Annotated in this window: 16 protein-coding genes and 1 pseudogene; 5 read left to right on the top strand and 12 right to left on the bottom strand. The window is 74.7% G+C overall.

The window, feature by feature from the left end; all coding sequences use genetic code 11:
- The first annotated feature begins 88 nt into the window (after positions 1 to 88).
- Positions 89 to 1,024, top strand: coding sequence for a sulfotransferase family protein (locus tag MXD60_RS15550; protein WP_248819777.1), 936 nt, complete (start codon positions 89 to 91; stop codon positions 1,022 to 1,024).
- Between the two features lie 42 nt (positions 1,025 to 1,066).
- Here MXD60_RS15550 and MXD60_RS15545 read toward each other — a convergent pair whose 3' ends face one another.
- From MXD60_RS15545 to MXD60_RS15525, 5 genes are all read right to left on the bottom strand, one after another.
- A complete protein-coding gene (locus MXD60_RS15545; RefSeq protein ID WP_248819776.1) occupies positions 1,067 to 1,459 on the bottom strand; it encodes a DUF2237 family protein in 393 nt (130 codons plus the stop codon).
- 109 nt (positions 1,460 to 1,568) lie between these two features.
- Positions 1,569 to 3,797: a HelD family protein gene (locus MXD60_RS15540; RefSeq protein WP_248819775.1), complete on the bottom strand. Its 2,229-nt coding sequence runs from the start codon at positions 3,795 to 3,797 to the stop codon at positions 1,569 to 1,571.
- A gap of 201 nt (positions 3,798 to 3,998) precedes the next feature.
- A complete protein-coding gene (locus tag MXD60_RS15535; protein WP_518468030.1) occupies positions 3,999 to 4,679 on the bottom strand; it encodes a TetR/AcrR family transcriptional regulator in 681 nt (226 codons plus the stop codon).
- Positions 4,680 to 4,684: 5 nt separating this feature from the next.
- Entirely contained in the window at positions 4,685 to 6,646 is a 1,962-nt protein-coding gene (locus MXD60_RS15530; RefSeq protein WP_248819774.1) for an APC family permease, read from the bottom strand.
- Positions 6,647 to 6,764: 118 nt separating this feature from the next.
- Positions 6,765 to 7,259, bottom strand: coding sequence for a DUF3592 domain-containing protein (locus MXD60_RS15525; RefSeq protein WP_248819773.1), 495 nt, complete (start codon positions 7,257 to 7,259; stop codon positions 6,765 to 6,767).
- Positions 7,260 to 7,419: 160 nt separating this feature from the next.
- Here MXD60_RS15525 and MXD60_RS15520 point away from each other — a divergent pair, with 160 nt between their 5' ends.
- Positions 7,420 to 7,821 carry a VOC family protein gene (locus MXD60_RS15520; RefSeq protein ID WP_248819772.1) on the top strand — a complete coding sequence of 134 codons (402 nt, stop codon included), beginning with the start codon at positions 7,420 to 7,422 and terminating at the stop codon, positions 7,819 to 7,821.
- On the opposite strand, the gene MXD60_RS15515 is transcribed toward MXD60_RS15520, so the two are convergent.
- From MXD60_RS15515 to MXD60_RS15505, 3 genes are all read right to left on the bottom strand, one after another.
- The gene (locus MXD60_RS15515) at positions 7,794 to 9,506 is read right to left on the bottom strand and encodes a sensor histidine kinase (RefSeq protein ID WP_248819771.1); all 1,713 of its coding nucleotides are present in this window, start codon (positions 9,504 to 9,506) and stop codon (positions 7,794 to 7,796) included. The two genes, MXD60_RS15520 and MXD60_RS15515, sit on opposite strands and share 28 nt — an antisense overlap.
- Before the next feature lie 6 nt (positions 9,507 to 9,512).
- The gene (locus tag MXD60_RS15510) at positions 9,513 to 10,298 is read right to left on the bottom strand and encodes a response regulator transcription factor (RefSeq protein ID WP_248819770.1); all 786 of its coding nucleotides are present in this window, start codon (positions 10,296 to 10,298) and stop codon (positions 9,513 to 9,515) included.
- Positions 10,299 to 10,365: 67 nt separating this feature from the next.
- The gene (locus tag MXD60_RS15505; protein ID WP_248819769.1) at positions 10,366 to 11,706 is read right to left on the bottom strand and encodes an MFS transporter; all 1,341 of its coding nucleotides are present in this window, start codon (positions 11,704 to 11,706) and stop codon (positions 10,366 to 10,368) included.
- Between the two features lie 175 nt (positions 11,707 to 11,881).
- On the opposite strand from MXD60_RS15505, the gene MXD60_RS15500 reads away from it, so the two are divergent.
- Positions 11,882 to 12,604 (top strand): TetR/AcrR family transcriptional regulator, encoded by a 723-nt coding sequence (locus tag MXD60_RS15500; RefSeq protein ID WP_248819768.1) that lies wholly within the window; start codon positions 11,882 to 11,884, stop codon positions 12,602 to 12,604.
- Positions 12,605 to 12,665: 61 nt separating this feature from the next.
- On the opposite strand, the pseudogene MXD60_RS15495 reads toward MXD60_RS15500, so the two are convergent.
- From MXD60_RS15495 to MXD60_RS15490, 3 genes and pseudogenes are all read right to left on the bottom strand, one after another.
- Positions 12,666 to 13,528: pseudogene (locus MXD60_RS15495) on the bottom strand (TIGR03620 family F420-dependent LLM class oxidoreductase).
- A 186-nt stretch (positions 13,529 to 13,714) separates the two neighbouring features.
- Positions 13,715 to 13,843: a hypothetical protein gene (locus MXD60_RS28825; protein ID WP_283098420.1), complete on the bottom strand. Its 129-nt coding sequence runs from the start codon at positions 13,841 to 13,843 to the stop codon at positions 13,715 to 13,717.
- A complete protein-coding gene (locus tag MXD60_RS15490; protein ID WP_248819767.1) occupies positions 13,840 to 14,181 on the bottom strand; it encodes a cytochrome P450 family protein in 342 nt (113 codons plus the stop codon). The genes MXD60_RS28825 and MXD60_RS15490 overlap by 4 nt, the downstream gene beginning before the upstream one ends.
- A 567-nt stretch (positions 14,182 to 14,748) precedes the next feature.
- On the opposite strand from MXD60_RS15490, the gene MXD60_RS15485 reads away from it, so the two are divergent.
- Together MXD60_RS15485 and modA are read left to right on the top strand one after the other, a co-directional pair.
- Complete coding sequence (locus tag MXD60_RS15485; RefSeq protein ID WP_248819766.1) at positions 14,749 to 15,267, top strand: flavin reductase family protein; 519 nt, start codon at positions 14,749 to 14,751, stop codon at positions 15,265 to 15,267.
- A 353-nt stretch (positions 15,268 to 15,620) separates the two neighbouring features.
- Positions 15,621 to 16,424: a molybdate ABC transporter substrate-binding protein gene (gene modA, locus MXD60_RS15480; protein ID WP_248819765.1), complete on the top strand. Its 804-nt coding sequence runs from the start codon at positions 15,621 to 15,623 to the stop codon at positions 16,422 to 16,424.
- Positions 16,425 to 16,507: 83 nt separating this feature from the next.
- On the opposite strand, the gene MXD60_RS15475 is transcribed toward modA, so the two are convergent.
- Positions 16,508 to 17,131 carry a neutral zinc metallopeptidase gene (locus MXD60_RS15475; RefSeq protein ID WP_248819764.1) on the bottom strand — a complete coding sequence of 208 codons (624 nt, stop codon included), beginning with the start codon at positions 17,129 to 17,131 and terminating at the stop codon, positions 16,508 to 16,510.
- Positions 17,132 to 17,335 lie beyond the last annotated feature (204 nt).

Genomic DNA, 17,335 nt, shown 5'->3' with positions numbered 1-17,335 from the left:
GGGTACCGCCGGCTGTGTCCCTGACCTGCGCGGTGGTGTCGATCCTCGTGCGCGCACCCGTGTTCCCGACCCGACCGGAGCGTTTCCGTTGGCCCTGCCCGACTTCCTCGTGATCGGTGTGCCGAAGGCCGGCACGACCGCCCTGCACGCCGCGCTGGCCCGCCATCCCGCGTTGTACCTGCCGCCGGTGAAGGAGCCGAAGTTCTTCCTCTCGGCCGGACCGCCGCCGGCCCAGGGCGGGCCCGGGGACGCGCAGACCTACCAGGAGCACGTCTGGCGCCCGTCGGACTACGAACGGTTGTTCGATCCGGCGCCGGAGGGTGCCCTGCGGGGCGAGGCGACGCCGTTCTACCTGTATGACCTCGACGCGCAGAACCGGATCCGCCGGCTGCTGCCGAAGGCGCGCCTGGTGGTCCTGCTGCGCAACCCGGTGGACCGGGCGCATTCGAACTGGACGCATCTGTGGGCGGCGGGGTTGGAGTCGGAGCGGGACTTCGTGCGGGCCTGCGCGTTGGAGCAGGTCCGGCGCGAGGCCGGCTGGGCGCCGTTCTGGCACTACGTGTCCCTCGGTCTGTACGGCGAGCAGCTCGCGCACCTGTTCGGCCTGTTCTCCCGGGAGCAGGTGCTGCTGCTGCGTTACCGGGACCTGCGGGACTCCCCCGTGGCGACGCTGGACCGGGTGTGTGAGTTCCTCGGGGTGCAGACCGGGCTGGTCGACCTGGTGCCGTCGGAGAACGTCACGCCGTTCGTCGCGGACACCCCGGTCAACGCCGCGCTGCGGGCGGCGCTGCGGACCGGGGGTCGGATCGGCCATCACTTCCCGGTGCCGGCGCGTCGGGCGGTGCGCGGGCCGCTGCTGAGCGCGTTGCGGCGGCAGCGCGGCGGGCGCCCGAAGCTCACCCCCGAGCAGCGCCGCGCGGTGCTGCCGTACTTCACCGACGACATCGCCCGGCTGGAGGAGATCACCGGGTTGGCGTACGCGGACTGGCTGACCGTCGGTCTGGAACCCGACGTCATCGACTGAGGGGTGACGCGGCCGGGCCGTCGGGCCCGGCCGCCGGGCGGCTCAGCCCAGCGAACGCGGGTCGGCCGGGACGTCGACGGCGTGCGCGCGCAGCGCCTCCAGCGGGATGACCTCCAGCGCCCGCTCGTGGGTGGAGGCGAGCACGACCGGGGCGGCTGCGCCGGCGTGGTAGGCCTGCAGCCAGCGGATCGCGACGACGCACCAGCGGTCACCGGGGCGCAGCCCGGGGAAGGAGTACTCCGGCCGGGACGTGGACAGGTCGTTGCCCACCTGACGCTGGTGGCGCAGGAACTCCGCGGTCACCACCGCGCAGACGGTGTGACTACCCATGTCCTCCGAGCCCGTGCTGCAGCACCCGTCACGGTAGAACCCGGTGACCGGGTCGGTACCGCAGGGTTCCAGATCCCCACCGAGAACGTTGCGTTCGGCTCCCACATCGCCATTTTCTCCCACTCGCGCCGCGGCCACACGACGGCTGGCCGGATCGGGCCGGATATGTCCGCGTGATCGCGGGCACGTTGCGCCCTGCTGTGACCCTGCGCGCTCAGGTCATCCCGGGTGTGCGCAGGGCGGCGGGCAGCGGGTGGGCGTGCACGACGGTCAGTGCGCTCACCGCCCGGGTGAGCACCACGTACAGGCGGCGCAGGCCGAGGGCCGGGCGGCTTTCGGCCGCGACGATCGCCGCCGGTTCGACGGCGATGACGTGGTCGAACTCCAGCCCCTTGGCCAGCGACGCGGGCGCGAGGCAGAACCGGGTCGGGGAGCCGGTGGCGGTGAGTTCGTCGACGGGCAGCGCCGCGGCGCGCAGGGCGGCGGCGAGCGCGGCGACGTCGGGGTCCGCGGCGATCACCGCGAGGGAGCCGTCGCGGGTGAGCGCGGCGCGGACGTGCTCGGTGACGGCGGCGGGCACGTCCGCGGTGGCCAGCACGGCGAGGGCACCGCGGGTCGCCCGGGCCGAGGTGGGCGGGGGCAGGTCGGGGGCGATGTCGGCGAGCAGCCGGCCGGCGAACGCGAGGATCTGCGCCGGTACCCGGAAGCCGCGGGTGAGCACCTCCAGGTGCGCGCCGGGCCGGCCGAGGTGGGTGAGCTGCGCCGGCCAGGACGTCGCCGCCCACGGGGTGGTGCCCTGGGCGAGGTCGCCGAGGACCGTCATCGACCCGTCGGCGCAGCGCCGCGCCAGCGCCCGGCACTGCATGGGGGCGAGGTCCTGCGCCTCGTCGACGATGAGATGCCCGACGCCGGCGGTGCCCTCGACGAGATGGCGGACCTCGTCGAGGAGGAACAGGTCCGCGGCCGACCAGTGCGGCGCGCGGACCGGGCCGGGTGGCGCGGCGGCGAGCAGGGTGGCCTGTTCGGCGGGGTCGAGCAGGCCGGCGGCGGCGCGGGCGAGCAGCGCGGGGTCGGTGAGCAGGCGGCGCACCAGGACGGCCGGGTCGACCGCCGGCCAGACCGCCTCGACGGCGTCGCGCACCGACCGGCCCCGGGCCAGGGTGCGCAGCGCGCCGTCGGTGAGATGGTGGCCGCCGGCCTCGGCGCGGCGGCGCACCGAGGCCGCGAGGCGCGCGGCGAGGCGGTCGCGGGCGGCGCCGTAGCGCAGGGTGCCGGCGTGCAGCGCGGCGAGGGTCTCGGCGTGCAGGTCGGTGAACTCCTGCTCCCCCACGGTCCAGCGGCCGAGGCTGGTGTGCACGGCGATCGGGCCGGTGGGTGGGCGCAGCCCGTCGTGCAGGGCGCGGCGGGTGACGTCGGCGAGGCGGGCGTCGCCCTTGAGGGTCGCGGTCGCGGCGGGCTCCGCCCGGCGGGCGGCGCCGGCGCGGGTGGAGGTCGTGGGGGCGGGGTCGAGGAGGTCGTCGAGGGTCGCGTGGCGCACGGTGCTCTCCCCGAGGGAGGGCAGCACGGCGGCGATGTAGCCGAGGAACGCCCGGTTGGGCCCGACGACGAGGACCCCGGCGCGGGCGAGGCGCTCCCGGTGGGCGAAGAGCAGGTAGGCGGCCCGGTGCAGGCCGACAGCGGTCTTGCCGGTGCCCGGCGCGCCCTGCACGCACAGGCTGAGGTCCAGCCCGGCGCGGACGATCTCGTCCTGCTCGGGTTGGATCGTGGCGACGATGTCGCGCATCGGCCCCGAGCGGGGCCGTTCGATCTCCCGGGCCACCAGCCCGTCCACCGGGGCCGGCGTCCGCGCCGCCGGTGCGGGTCCCACCGGGTCAGCGGCGGCGGCCTCGATCGTGAGGGGTTCGTCCTCGAACGCGGTGAGCTCCCCGCCGTCATACCCGAAGCGCCGCCGGCGGGACACCCCCATCGGATCGGCGCGGTGCGCCCGGTAGAACGGCCGGGCGACGTCGGTACGCCAGTCGACGACGAGCGGATCGTCACCGGCGGACTCGCGCACATGCCGGCGCCCCAGGTAGAACCGCCGCCCCGCCACCGCCACGGGCACCCGGTCACCGCCGCCGTGCCGATCACCACCATCGACGTAGTCAAGGCGGGCGAAGAACAGCGGTGTGCCGTCGCCGCCCGCGAGGCCGAGAACCCTCCGCGCCCGCGCCACCCGCAGGTACTCGTTCGTGACCTTGTCGACCTCCGCGTCGCCCTCGGCCACCCGGGTCCCCGCCGCCTCCTGCCGCATGCCGCCCAGGGCGCGGCGGCTGCGGGCGAGATAGTCCCGCTCCGCCGCCAGTTCGGACGCCAGACCGGACGCCGGGCCCGGACCGAAACCGTCCTGCCCGCCGGGACCGTCCTGGGCCACCTGGCCGTCGTCGCCGTGCCTGCCGCTCATCCCGGCCCCTTTCTTAACCGGGTAAAGCCTACCGGGTGGAGAAGTTTCGTCACCGTCGGCGGCCGGGCGTGCGCTACCCGCACCCCCGCGACGCGTAGGACCGGTGCGACACGGGGACCGGTGCGACACGGGGACCGGTGCGACACGAGGACCGGGACGGATCCGCGGACACCAGTGCGCCGCGGCTGTACCCCGGTCGCGTCAGGCGTAGGCGGGCAGGGCGCAGGCCAGGGCCGTGAAGGCGCGTCGGGTGGCGGCAGCGGCCTCGGGGTGGCGGGTGGCGGCGGGTTCGCCGGCGGACAGCCGGGCCCAGTTCTCCCGGGCCAGCACCCGCTGCACGGCGATGATCTGTGCGGCGGCGAGGCGCGCGGTGAGGTCGCCGGCCGCCGGTGCGGCCTGCGCGAGGGCCTCGGCCAACGCCCGATCGTCCTCGGCGGCGTGCTGGGCGAGGCGGCCGAGAAGGCTCGGGGTCGCGAAGACCATCCCGTGGAAGGCGAGCACCTCGGGATGTTCGTTCAGCCCGGTCACCGGTTCGCGGCGGTCGAGGCCGGCGAGCTGGTGGTCCAGCAGCGCCGTCAGTGGCGCCACCGTGTCCGCGCGGGCCCGCACCACCCGGCCGGCCTCGCCGCGGTGGTCGAGGATCCGGTGCAGGACCAGGTCCTCCTTGGTCGGGAAGTACGCGAACAGCGTGGGTTTGGACACCTGCGCCGCCGCGGCGATCTCGGCGACCGAGACGTCGTCGAAGCCCCGCTGGCAGAACAGCGTGATCGCCGCGGCCGAGAGCGCGTCGCTGGTGTGCCGTCGCCGATCGGCCCGCGTCTGCCCGGCTGGGTGCGCGTCGGTGCGGCAGGGCCGACCCGGGTGCGCGCCGGCGGTCGCCACGGCGGTCAGGCGACGTGCACGAAGGGCCGTTGCGCCGGGTCGGGTTCGGCTTCACGCAGGACCTCGCGGGTGACGGTGGCGACCTCGCCGGCGCCGAAGAACAGGAACCGCAGGAAGTTGGTGATGGGATTGCCCTCCGTCCACTCGAAGTACACGTGTGGGCGCGCGCCGGTGGACTCGCGCAGGTGCAGCAGCAGGGCGGCGATGGCGTTGGGCACCGAGGTGCTGGTCGCGCACAGGACGCGGTAGCCGTCGCGGTCCAGGCCGCGGACGTCGAGCTCGCCTTCGAACTCGGAGGAGTCGGGCACCGCGACCTCCAGGAACAGCAGCGCGACGTCGTCGGGGAGGAACAGCTCCTCGTGGGCCTTGCGGGCCTTGCCGGCGTACTCGGCGGCGTCGCCGATGTCGACTTCGTTGGCGACCAGGTGCAGCGAGCCCGCGGCGGCGGCCTCTCGGACCCAGGCCTGCGCGGTCGGGTCGAGGCGCACGCCGGTGACCCGCAGTTCGAACGAGCGCAGCGCCCGCGAGGAGAACGACACCACCATGATCGCGATGATGAAGATCGAGCCGATGATGAGCCCGTCGGGCCGTTCGATGATGTTGGCGATGGTGGTGTAGACGAACACGGCGGCGATCACGCCGAAGCCGGCGGCCCGGCGGCGCCCGCCGCGCCGCGCCGTGGCGAGGGTGACGGCGAGGGCCGCGGAGGTGATGAGCACGAGCACGCCGGTGGCGTAGGCGCCGCCCTGCTTGTCGACGCTGGCCTTGAAGAACACCGTGACGGCGAAGCCGATCGCGGTGAACACGAGCACCAGGGGGCGCACGGCGCGCGCCCAGGTCGGGGCCATGCCGTAGCGGGGCAGGTAGCGGGGGACGAGGTTGAGCAGGCCGGCGAGCGCCGAGGCGCCGGCGAACCAGAGGATGAGGATGGTGCTGACGTCGTAGACGGTGCCGAAGGCGCTGCCGAGTTCGTCGTGGGCGAGGTAGGCCAGCGCCCGCCCGTTCGCCGGGCCACCCGCCCTGAACGCGTCGGCGGGGATGAGCAGGGTGGTGGCGAGGCTGCTGGCGATCAGGTAGACGGCCATGATCAGCGCGGCGGTGGTCAGCAGGGCGCGGGTGCCGCGGATGCGCCCGGTGGGACGGTCCTCGGTGTCGCCGGCGTCGCCGCGGACCAGGGGCATCACGGCGACGCCGGTCTCGAAGCCGGACAGGCCCAGGGCGAGCTTGGGGAACACGATCAGCGCGAAGCCGATCAGCGCGATCGGGTCGGGATGTTCACGCACGAGCAGGGCGTGCCAGTCACCGACGAGATGCGGATGGGAGATGATCCTCACGAGGGCGTCGCCGACGACGACGGCGTTCAGGCCGAGGTAGATGGCCACGAGGACCACGGCGATGCCGACGGCCTCGGTGAACCCGCGCAGGAACACCCCGCCGAGCAGGGCGAGCAGCACCAGCGTGACGCCCACCCGGTGGCCCTCCAGCGCGTGCGGCGCGTAGGGGTTCTCCAGGATGTGGGCGGTGGCGTCGGCGGCGGACAGCGTGACGGTGATGAGGAAGTCGGTGCAGGCGAAACCGAGCAGGACCAGGACGAGGATCTTGCCCTTCCACCAGGACAGTTCGTGTTCGAGCATGGCGATGGATCCCTCGCCGTGCGGGCTGTCGCGGGCGACCCGCCGGTACACCGGCAGTGCTCCGGCGAGCGTCACGAGCACGAGCACGGCGGTGGCGATCGGGCTGACGGCGCCGGCGGCGAGCGCGGCGATACCCGGCTGGTAGCCGAGGGTGGAGAAGTAGTCGACGCCGGTCAGGCACATGACCCGCCACCAGGGGTGCAGCTTGTGCGCGGCGGCGGGCTGGGCGTGCGGGCCGGAGTGCTGCTGGGCCTGTTCGGTGCCGGCGAGCAGCCAGGCGCGCAGCCGCCGGGTCCGCCCGGCGCCCGGCGCCGGTTCGGCGGTGGCGGTCACGACCCGGTGGGCCTTCCGGCTGGCGCGCGTCCCGATCGGTGTGGATGTCCCGGCATGGCGAGCATCCTCCCCCGGCGGCCCGCGGGGCACACGGACCCGGTCCGATCGGTCGCCGGCGTCACCACGGGCCGGCGAACCAGGCGCGGAAGAAGGCGAGGCCGAACAGGACGAAGGACAGGGCGAACACGATCTCGAAGGCGTCCAGGACGAGGTGGCCCGCGCCGGCGGCGGACGCCGGCCTGGCCGTCTCGGGTCGGTGGCGCAGGTAGATGACGGACACGGCGCGCCCGGACGGGTGGTAGCCGTCGATCTCGACCTCCCGGGTCGTCCCGACGTCGTCGCGAAAGCGCACGGTGGTGAAGTGCCGGGTGCTCGTCGAGGTGCTCCCGTCGGAGTCCGTCGTGGTGATCCGCTCGGCGCGGGCGTGCAGGGCCAGCGCGCTCACGCGGACACCGGCCGCGCGCAGGCGCAGGTCGTCGGCCAGGCCGTGGCCGGCGGCGTAGAGGAAGAACACCGCCGAGCCCATCCAGACGACGGCGAACAGCACCTCGGCGAGCAGCCCGAACGCGCCGCCGAGCACGGCGCCGGACAGCCTCCCGCGCCGGCGCCGCATCAGCCGTCGGCGGTGTCGATGCGTGATCTCGCCTGCACGGAGACGATTGTCACGGCCCGCCCAGGACGGGTCAAGGCGGTCGAACCAGTCCGTATTCACCTGCGTCGACGGGGAGGCAGTGCGCACGGCGGCCGGGGCGGCGGTGGGCGAAACTGGCGGGATGGAGGTCCTCAGCAGTCGCGTTCTGATCCGGCCGGTGGACCCGGCGCGCAGCCGCGCGTTCTACCGCGACGTCCTGGGCCTCGCGGTCTACCGCGAGTTCGGCCCGCCCGGCAGTCCCGGCATCGTGTTCTTCCTGGGCGCCGGGCTGCTGGAGGTGTCCGGGCACCCGGCCGGGACGGACGGCGCCGGCGCCGCCGCCGCGGGGCCGGGGTTGTGGCTGCAGGTGCGCGATCTCGCCGCCGAGCACCGCCGTCTCACCGATGCCGGGGCGACGATCACGCGGGCGCCACGTCGCGAGCCGTGGGGTCTCGACGAGATGTGGATCGCCGATCCGGACGGTATCCCCCTGGTGCTCGTGGAGATTCCCGCCGATCACCCACTGCGCCGCGACCAGCGCTGATCCGGGGAGCCGCCCGCCGCGGCGGCGGTGGACGGCCCGGACGCCGCGGTGCCCGGGTGCGCCGCGGTGGGTGGCGCCCCGCCGGCGGGTGGATCGGGTGCGGGTGGTGGGGGCGCCGCGGCGGGCAGGACGATCGTGACGACGGCGCCGCCGTCGCGATGGTTGGACACCCGCGCGGTCCCGCCGTGGGCGGCGGCGATCGCGGCCACGATGGACAGGCCCAGCCCGGTGCCGCCCTGCTCCCGGCCGCGGGCGGCGTCGGCGCGACGGAACCGCTCGAAGGCGTGCGGCAGGAACGCCACCGGGAAACCCCCGCCGTGGTCACGGACCTGCACGGTCACGGTGTCGCCGGGCGCGTCGCGCCGGGCCAGCAGATCGACGACGCTGCCCGCCGGGGCGTGCCGGACGGCGTTGGTGAGCAGGTTGTCTACCCCCTGGCGCAGCAGGTCGGCGTCGCCGAGCACGGCCAGCGGCCGGTCGGCGGGGGTGATGGCGACGGCGAGGCGCACTCCGCGCTGCCCGGCGTGGCCGCCCGCCGCCCGCACGGCACGGTCGAGCACCTCGTCGACGGCGACGGGGTCGGCGCGCAGGTGGCCGCCGTCCATCCGGGCCAGGGTGAGCAGCGACTCGGCGAGGCGGATGAGCCGTTCGGTCTCCTCCGAGGCGCCGGCGATCGCCTCGCGCAGCTCGGCGACGGAGCGCCCGGGCCGGGCGGCGAGTTCCAGCTCGGCCTTGAGCACGGTCAGCGGGGTGCGCAGTTCGTGGCCGGCGTCGGCGATGAAGGCGCGGTCGCGGGCGCGGGCGGCGTGCAGCCGGGCGAGCAGGTCGTTCATGGTGCGGGCCAGCGCCTCGATCTCGTCGCGGGTCGCGGGCACCGCGAGCGCGAGGGCCGCCGCCGGCCCCGGCCCCGGCCCGGGAGCGGGGCCGGGGGCGGGGGCCGGTCGGGGGTCGGGTCCGCCGGGACCGGGTCGGGGGCCGGCCAGGGCGTGGTCCTCGGCGTCGGCCATCGCTGCGGCCTCCCGGCGCATCCGGTCGACCGGGCGCAGCGCGGCGCCGGCCAGCAGCCAGGCGGCAAGGCCGGACAGGGCGACCAGCGGCGCGGTGGCCACCACCATCACGTTGCGGACGCGGTCCTCCGCGCTGTCGGTCGGCCGGGTCGTGAGCCCCACGACGGCGATCAGGGTGGTGCGCCCGGTGGGACCGCTGACGTGCACCGGCAGGGCGTAGACCCGGATCGGCTCGTCGGTCTCCCCGTCACGGTGGGGGTGGGCCTTCGCCCACACCGCCCGCGCGTGGGCGGTGCTCAGCGCCGCGCCGGTGGCCAGCGCGGTGCGACCGGCGTCGGCGGAGGAGGCGATCACCTGACCGTCGGCGGTGAGGACCTGGGCGATCGGCCCGCCGCCGGCCAGCAGGGTGGCGGCGTCACGGGCCGAGGCCGGGTTCGGCTCGGCGCCGTCGGCGTACCGGTCGGCGATGCGTGCGGCGAGCACATCGGAGCGGGTTCGCAGCTCGGAGTCGACCGCGTCGCGCAGGTTCGCCCGCAGCAGCAGGTAGAACAGGAAACCGGCCAGCACCAGGGCGATCCCGGTGCCCACGGCGAACAGCAGGGTCAGCCGGACCCGCAGGGTCAGCCGGAAACGCCGAGTCAACCGGACTGGTGCGGGCAGCCGGACGCGGGGCGGCACCTCGGGCTACCGGCCGGCGCGCGCCGGTCCCCCGGCAGACGCGGTGTCAGCATCCGGACCGGCGTCGGCGTCCGGCACGGCGTAGGCATCCGGACCGGCGCCCGCATCCGGACCGGATGCGGGCGGGAGGCGCAGCCGGTAGCCGACGCCGCGGACGGTCTCGATGAGCGAGTCGCCGTCCGGGGGGTCGATCTTGCGGCGCAGGTAGCGGACGTACTGGTCGACGATGTTGGAGGTGGCGTCGAAGGCGTCGTCCCAGACGTGGTCGGTGACGAAGGTGCGAGTCAGCACCTGGTCGGGGTGGCGCAGCAGCAGGTGGAGCAGCGCGAACTCCTTCGCGGACAGGTCCACCGGCGCGCCGGCGACCTGGACCCGGTGCGCCGCCGGGTCCAGCTCCACCGGTCCGGCACACAGGACGACCGGGCGGTGCGTCGTGCCGCGGCGGACCAGCGCGCGCAGCCGGGCGGTGAGCTCGCCGAAGCTGAACGGCTTGGCCAGGTAGTCGTCGGCGCCCGCGTCCAGGCCGTGGATGCGGTCGTCGACGTCGACCCGCGCGGTGAGCATGAGCACCGGCGCCCAGCACTGCCGGGCGCGTAGCTGCCGGCAGACCTCGAACCCGTCGATGCCGGGCAGCATCAGGTCCAGCACGATCGCGTCGTAGGCGGTCTCGGTGGCCCGCCACACCGCGTCGACGCCGTCGCCGACGACGTCGACGGCGTAGCCCTCCTCGGCGAGGCCGCGGCGCAGCAGCGCGGCGGTGCGCTCGGAGTCCTCGACGACCAGCACCCGCATGGCTGGCATCGTATGGTCCGCCGCGTGTGACGACGGTGTGACGGCGCGGCGGGCGCCCGGCGGCCCGTCAGGCGGGGCGCCCGGGCAGGCGGGTGGCGAGCAGGCAGGTGGCGGCGCCGGCGGCGGCCAGCACGGTGAACAGGGTCCTCACCCAGCCCGCGCCGCCGTGGGTGTGGAACAGGCCGAGCAGCGCGACGCTCAGCGAGGCGGCGAACTGGACGGACATGAACAGCGCGGTGGTGCCCGCGGGCCGCTCGGCGGGCGACAGGGGGCGGAACAGGGCCGCGACCGTCGGTGACGCGGTGAGGCCGAGGGCGAGGCCGGCGACGACGAACAGGACGAGGCCGGCGGCGAGCGGCAGGTGCCGCGCGGTGGCGGCGAACACCGCCAGGGTCACGGCGACCCCGGCGCCGCCGGCGAGCACCAGCGGGCGGGCGCCGACGCGGTCACTCGCCCACCCGCCGGCCGACATCGACACCAGCAGCCCGACCCCCAGGGCGCAGACGAGCACACCCTGCGTCTGACCGTGCAGGCCATAGCGGTCGGCGGCGAACACGGGCAGGGCGGTGACCTGCCCGTACATGACCAGTCCGACGAGGCTCATGACGGCGAGGCCGGCGCCGAACCCCGGCCGGCGCGCCAGCCGCAGGTCGAGCGCGGGGGTGGCGCGGGTGCGCAGCGCATGGCGGACGTAGGCGGCGAGCAGCACCGCACCGGCGGCGGCGGCGACCGGCGGCGTCCAGCCGGCGGCGTGCCCTCCGGCCCGGTTGACCGCGTACAGCACCCCGACGTAGCCGCCGGTGAGCAGCACCAGGCCGCCGACGTCGGCGCGGGGCGGGGCGGCGGCCGGGTCACGTGGGCTGGCGGGGACGAAAACCAGGGCGCCCGCGGCGACGGCCAGGCCCAGCGGCAGGTTGACGAGGAACAGCCACTGCCAGTGGCCGGTGCGCAGCAGCAGGCCGCCGAGCAGCGGTCCGGCGGCGGGCGCGACGTTGACCACCGTGGCGAGCACGGCGAGGACCCGGCCCATCGCCTCCGGCCGGGCCAGGCCGGCGGCCAGCGCCATCGCGGACGGTTCGAGCAGCCCGCCGCCGAAGCCCTGCACGACCCGGGCGGCGATCAGCGTGGCGGGTGAACCGGCCAGCGCGCACAGCAGCGAGCCGAGTCCGAACAGTCCGAGGCCGGCGAGGAACACCGTGCGCCCGCCGTGACGGGCGCTGGCATAGCCCAGCAGCGGCAACGCGGCGGCCGCGGCCAGCAGGTAGGCGATGGTGACCCAGACGACCGTGCTCAGCGGCGCGTCGAACGCGCCGGACAGGGCGTCGAGGGCGACCGCGACGACCGTGCCGTCGAGGACCGCGATCAGTGCCGCGCCGGCGAGCACGACCACGGCCGGCCCGGTGTGCACCCTCGTCGCGTCGCCGCCGTGCCTTCGCGGACGACCGCTCGCCGCGTCGGGATCGTTCCTCGCCCGCGCTGCGAGGTCACCGGCCGCGGTCGTCGGGGCGTTGCCCACGCCTGCTTTTACTTCCATGGCCCGAAAATAAACCAGACAGTAAAATTCTGGCAAGGGTGCGGTAGGGTTGAATGCAGCGGGCGCGGTCATCGCCGACCGGCGCCGACCGGCACCGGAGGGTGGTGCCGGGATGGCGGCGCCGGCACGGGAGGTCGCGGTGCGGCAGCGGCAGATCGACAAGCGGCGGGCGATCCTCGACGCCGCGGCGCCGATCTTTGGCGAGCAGGGCTACGAGCGGGCCAGCGTCGACGCGATCGCGGCCGCCGCCGGGGTGTCCAAGCCGACGATCTACAGCTACTTCGGCGGCAAGGTGGCGCTGTTCCGCGAGTCCGTCGCGGACTCCGCGGTCGTGCAGAACGCCGATGTGCTGCGGGTGATCCAGCGTCTGGACCTGCGCCCCGAGGCCTGGCGGGCGAGCCTCTACGAGCTCGGAACGCGGCTGGTGGACTGTCAGCGCACGGAATGTTCGGTGTATCTGGCGCGGATGATCGCCGCCGAGTCCGGGCGGGACCCGGAGATCTACCGCACGGTGCGGGAGAAGGCCACCGACCCGATCCTCGAGGCCCTGGCCGGGCGGCTGGCCATGCTCGGCAACGCCGGGTTGCTCCGCGTGCCCGACCCGGCGCTCGCCGCCCGCCAGTTCCTCGCCCTGATCGGCGCCGAGCTGCCCGAGCTCACCGAGCACGGCAGCCGCGACGCGGCGGGCGAGGCGGTGCGTCGCGCCGTGGACGCGGGTGTGCGCACGTTCCTGCGTGCCCACGGCGCGCCCGACGACACTCAGTCCGGCTGAGCCCCCGGGACCGGCTGAACCCCCGGGACCGACTGGGCACCCGGGCATGCCGGGCGCCCGCTCAGCACACCGCGGCGGCGAGGCGGCGCCACTCCTCGCGTGGGAGGACCCGCTGGTCGGCGTTGAGGACCTGCAGCGTGACATGGTTCGCCCCGGCGGCGCGGTGCTCGTCGACGCGGGCGCGCACCGCGTCCTCGTCGCCCCAGGCGATCAGCGCGTCGAAGACGCGGTCGTCGGCGGAGTCGACCTCCTCCTCGGTGAACCCGAGGCGCAGCAGGCTGTTGCGGTAGTTCGGCAGGGACAGGTAGGCCTTCAGCCACTCCCCGGCGACCGCCCGGGCCTGCGCCCGGTCCGCGCACAGGACCACAGTCTGCTCGGGCAGCACGAGCGGCTCGGCGCCGAGGGCCGCGCGGGCGATGCGGGTGTGCTCCGGAGTGACCAGGTACGGGTGGGCGCCGCGGGCCCGGGTGCCGGCGAGTTCGAGCATCCGCGGGCCGAGCGCGGCGAGGACGCGGCTGGCGACCGGCACCGGCTGCTCGGCGGCGTCGAGTCCGTCGAGGAAGGTCCCCATGGCCGCGAGCGGCCGCTTGTACCGGCCCGGTTCGATGCTGTCGACCATCACACGGCGTGGCTGACGCCGATCCCCAGCAGGAACCGCTCGCCGTGCGCGGCACTGAACGCCGCGAACGACGCGGCCACCTCGGCCGGCTCGTGCAACCAGAGGTTGAGGATCCCGGTGGCCACGGTGACGGTGCTGGTGGCCTTCAGCAGGTTCTCGACGGATTCCAGGACCGGCCCGCCAATGTCGGGGATCCACACCGCGCTGTAGCCGAGTTCCTCCAGCTCCGCCGCCGCCTCGGCGGTCTCGCCGGCATCGCCGTAGCGCAGCTGCATGTTCCACACGCCCACACCAGAAAGCTCCATGCCAGTACCTCAGTCCTTCGCACGGTCCGATGGCGGCCAGCCGTCCCCCGTGCCGGAAACGGCCGCCAGGTGCCGACGCTGAGCTGGCGCGGGCCCGGTGACCAGAGAGCCCGGTGTGTCCCTACCCGACGCCGCCCGGCGCGATGCCCGGGCGGGCGCGGGTGAGCGCCGGGCCCGGGTGAGCGGTCAGCTCGGGGTGAAGCGGTTGCGGATCTGGTCGTAGGCGCGGGTGAACGTCGCCGGCATGATCTCCGGCTCGCCCGGGTCGACCAGCTCCCAGTCGGGCATGCGGCGCAGCATCTCCTCGAACATCACCCGGATCTCCAGTCGCGGACGTTCTGGGGGTGGTTGCGCATCGCGCGCGGGGAGAACTTCGGCGCGACCAGGACGCGCTGGGCGTGGTGGTCCGGCTCGTCGAGGTTGATCATCGACTCGTCGCCGGTGAGGTCGGTGTGCGGACGGGAGCCGTAGCAGGACGAGGAGAGCTCGTTGACCTTCTCCGCGGCCGTGACGTCCTCGAACCGGGAGAGCGCGCACAGCTTCTGCACCGGATCCCAGAAGGCCGGGGCGTTCTCACCCGGCCATCGGTACGACTCCCGGGGGTCGACGTAGAACGCTGGATCGAGAACGTTGATCCGCGGCGCGGCCGTCACGCTCCGCGCCCCCTGGGGCGGTCGTCTGCCTGAGCGCCATGGTCCGGAGCACGTCGCATGGCCGCAGACTATGACATTCGAGTGCCACTTCTCAACAGATGGACCTGACGGGCCTGGACCTGCCGGTCAACGCGCCCGCCCGGGCCGGCGGGCGCTGCGGCGCGTTGACCGGCCACCGGCGCCGACTTATCGTCAGGTGGTGGTTCATGTCGGGTGGTCCGCTGACGCGGCGCGCGGGCGCGCGGGCGCGCGGGCGACAGGGCGCGCGGGCGACAGGGCGCGCGGGCGTGCGGATCACCTGGCGCGTGGGCGCGCAGGCCTGCCACGGCTGTGTCGGCGGCGCCATGTCGACTTCGGTCGCAGCGGCAGCGACCTGTGTCCACCCGGCTGGTAGTCCAGCCCGCGAGCTGACGCACGCCCGACCGGCTCCGCGGCGATCCTCGTGGCGCCAGCTGTGTCCCGCCCGGCCCGGCGGGCGGCGCGGACCGGTGCGCGCCGACCGCCCCAGGGCCGGGGCCTCGGGTCCGGCCGTTCGGATTCTGTCCCCCTCGAACACGGGAGCCCCGCATGACCCCCAGGCCTCGCCCGAGCCAGCAGGCCCCGGGGTCCGCGAACATCGACGGCGAGCTGTTCCGGACCGTCTTTCGCGGCCACCCGGCCGGTGTCGCCGTCATTACCGCCGACGCGGGCGCGGGGCCCGTGGGCTTCACCGCGACCTCCCTGGCGTCGCTGTCCGCCGACCCCCCGATGGTCGTCTTCGCGATCTCCGCCAGCGCGTCGGCCTGGCCGCATCTGCGTACGGCGCCGACGTTCGTGGTCAACCTGCTGTCCTCCGCGCAGGCCGACGTCGCGCGCCGCTTCGCCCGCAGCGGCATCGACCGCTTCGCCGCACCGACCCGCTGGAGCCCGCTGCCCACCGGGGAGCCGCTGCTCGACGGCGGCCGGGCCTGGCTTCGCTGCGCCACCCGCCCGCCGATCGAGGCCGGCGACCACTTCCTCATCGTCGGGCTGGTCCTGGACGCGGGCACCGACCCGGGCGCCGCCCCGCTGATCTACCACGACCGCAACTTCCACGTCCTGCCCTGAACCGGCCGCCCCGGGGCGTGCCTGGTCGCCGTGGTGATGGACGGCGCACACCCCCCCATCTTGGCGGGACGCATCCGCGGACTTATCATGCACGCAGTTTCGCACTTGCGGCCTACTGCGCCTGAGGAGTCCGCGAGTGCGAAGGGGGGCGCCGGCTGCGGGTAAATCCGTCGGCCGCGCCGGCGATCGGGGGCGACGACGACGTCGTCATGAACACACTCGGTTACTTTGGGTGTTATTTCGCCGACCGCAAAGCACAGTGCGTATTCAATTGCAGCGGTCGGCCGTGCCCGGATGCCGGGGGCGTCGACCGGTCATGGGCGAAGGAACGGGATTACGTGAGATTTCGCAGGATGAAGACCGTGCTGGCCGTCGTGGCCAGCGCCGGTCTGTTCGCCGCCGGCTGTGGCAGCGACGGCAGTGGCGGCTCGACCGCCGCCACCACGCCGGCGGCGACCACCAGCAGCGCCGCCAGCGGCGTCACCGGGACGGTCACGGTGTTCGCGGCCGCGTCGCTGACCGGGACCTTCACGACGCTCGGCAAGCAGTTCGAGTCCGCCAACCCGGGCTCTACGGTGAAGTTCTCCTTCGCCGGCAGCTCCGCGCTCGCCACCCAGATCACCTCGGGCGCGCCGGCCGACGTGTTCGCCGCGGCGAGCCCCGCCACCATGAAGACGGTGACCGACGCCGGGCTGAACTCCTCGCCGACGAAGGTGTTCGTGCGCAACCAGCTCGTCATCGTGGTGCCCAAGGGCGACCCGAAGGGCATCAAGGACCTGCCCGACCTGGTCAAGCCCGGAGTGAAGGTGGCGCTGTGCGCCGACGCGGTGCCCTGTGGCGCGGCGGCGAAGAAGGCCCTGGCCGCCGCCGGGGTGAACCTGACCCCGGTGACCCTCGAGCAGGACGTCAAGTCCGCCCTGTCGAAGGTCACCCTCGGTGAGGTCGACGCGGCGCTGGTCTACCGCACCGACGCGCTCGCCGCCGGTGACAAGGTCGAGGGGATCGAGTTCCCCGAGTCCGCGAAGGCGATCAACGACTACCCGATCGCGACGCTCAAGGGCGGCAAGAACGCCGCTGGTGGGAAGGCGTGGGTCGACTACGTCACCTCCTCCACCGGGCAGGCCGTCCTGACCAAGGCCGGTTTCCAGACCCCGTGACCTGACCCGGATCCGCACGCGGCGCCCCGTTCCACCGTCCCGGTGGGGCGGGGCGCTGTTGTCGTTGCCGGCCGGCGGGACGCTCAGGCGGTCACGTCGCCGGTGCGGGACCGGCCGATGCGGTGGCAGGTGTCGCTGCCCTGCAGGAAGCCGAGGGAGAACGCCTGGGCACGCTGCAGAGGGGTGCCATGCGCGTCCGGGGCGGTCGCCGGCTCCTGGTCGTACCAGCCGCCGCGGGTGTCGCCGAGGCTGAAGAACAGCAGCGAGCCGTGCAGGGCGTCGGTGAACTCGATGCGCCCGGCGTCGCGGGCGGCGGCGGCCTGGCGGCCGGCGAAGCAGTCGGCCTGGTTCTCCTCGGCCCGGTTGACGACGCCGATGGTGTTCGCGATGCGGTCGCCGCGGTGGGCGAGTTCGTGCATGAGGACGAACAGCGGGAACGGCGGGCCGCCGACACCGGCGAGTTCGTCGAGGAAGTCCACGCTGTAGGCGACGGTGTCGTCGAGGGTGCAGTACAGCGCGTTGTCGGCGAACTGGTCGGGGGTGCCCTGCTTCCCGCAGGCGTCATCCGGCACCTGGCCGTTGTGGTACGGCACGAATTTCGGCGGCGTCCAGGCCTTGCCCAGTTCCCCGTGCCAGAAGGTGTTCACGGCGCCGGCGCAACCCGTCGCCTCGGTGATCAGCTGCTCGGCGTCCTGGACGGTGCGCACCGCTCCCCCGCAGGACGCCGGCGCAGGGGTCGCGCTGGGGGTCGCCGGCGCGGCGCGATCGCCCGCCGCACCGCTGTCCGCCTGCGGCCCGCGGGGGGGGGGGGGCGCCCCGGGGGGGGGGGCGGGCCCCCGACGATTGCGGCGTCCACCGCGGTCACGGTCACCCCCACAACAACGACCAAGCAGTAAATAGGACGTATTCCC

The organism is Frankia sp. AgB32 (assembly GCF_023243045.1).
Classification (GTDB): Bacteria; Actinomycetota; Actinomycetes; order Frankiales; family Frankiaceae; genus Frankia.
Note: the sequence above shows the minus strand (reverse complement) of the source record. Positions and strands in the feature narration are given on the sequence as shown.

Excerpts from the sequence above, each read along its gene's own strand:
- MXD60_RS15540 (WP_248819775.1), bottom strand. The coding sequence starts at position 3,797 with ATGAGCGGCAGGCACGGCGACGACGGCCAGGTGGCCCAGGACGGTCCC.
- MXD60_RS15525 (WP_248819773.1), bottom strand. The coding sequence starts at position 7,259 with ATGCGGCGCCGGCGCGGGAGGCTGTCCGGCGCCGTGCTCGGCGGCGCG.
- MXD60_RS15520 (WP_248819772.1), top strand. The coding sequence starts at position 7,420 with ATGGAGGTCCTCAGCAGTCGCGTTCTGATCCGGCCGGTGGACCCGGCG.
- MXD60_RS15510 (WP_248819770.1), bottom strand. The coding sequence starts at position 10,298 with ATGCGGGTGCTGGTCGTCGAGGACTCCGAGCGCACCGCCGCGCTGCTG.
- MXD60_RS15485 (WP_248819766.1), top strand. The coding sequence starts at position 14,749 with ATGACCCCCAGGCCTCGCCCGAGCCAGCAGGCCCCGGGGTCCGCGAAC.
- modA (WP_248819765.1), top strand. The coding sequence starts at position 15,621 with ATGAAGACCGTGCTGGCCGTCGTGGCCAGCGCCGGTCTGTTCGCCGCC.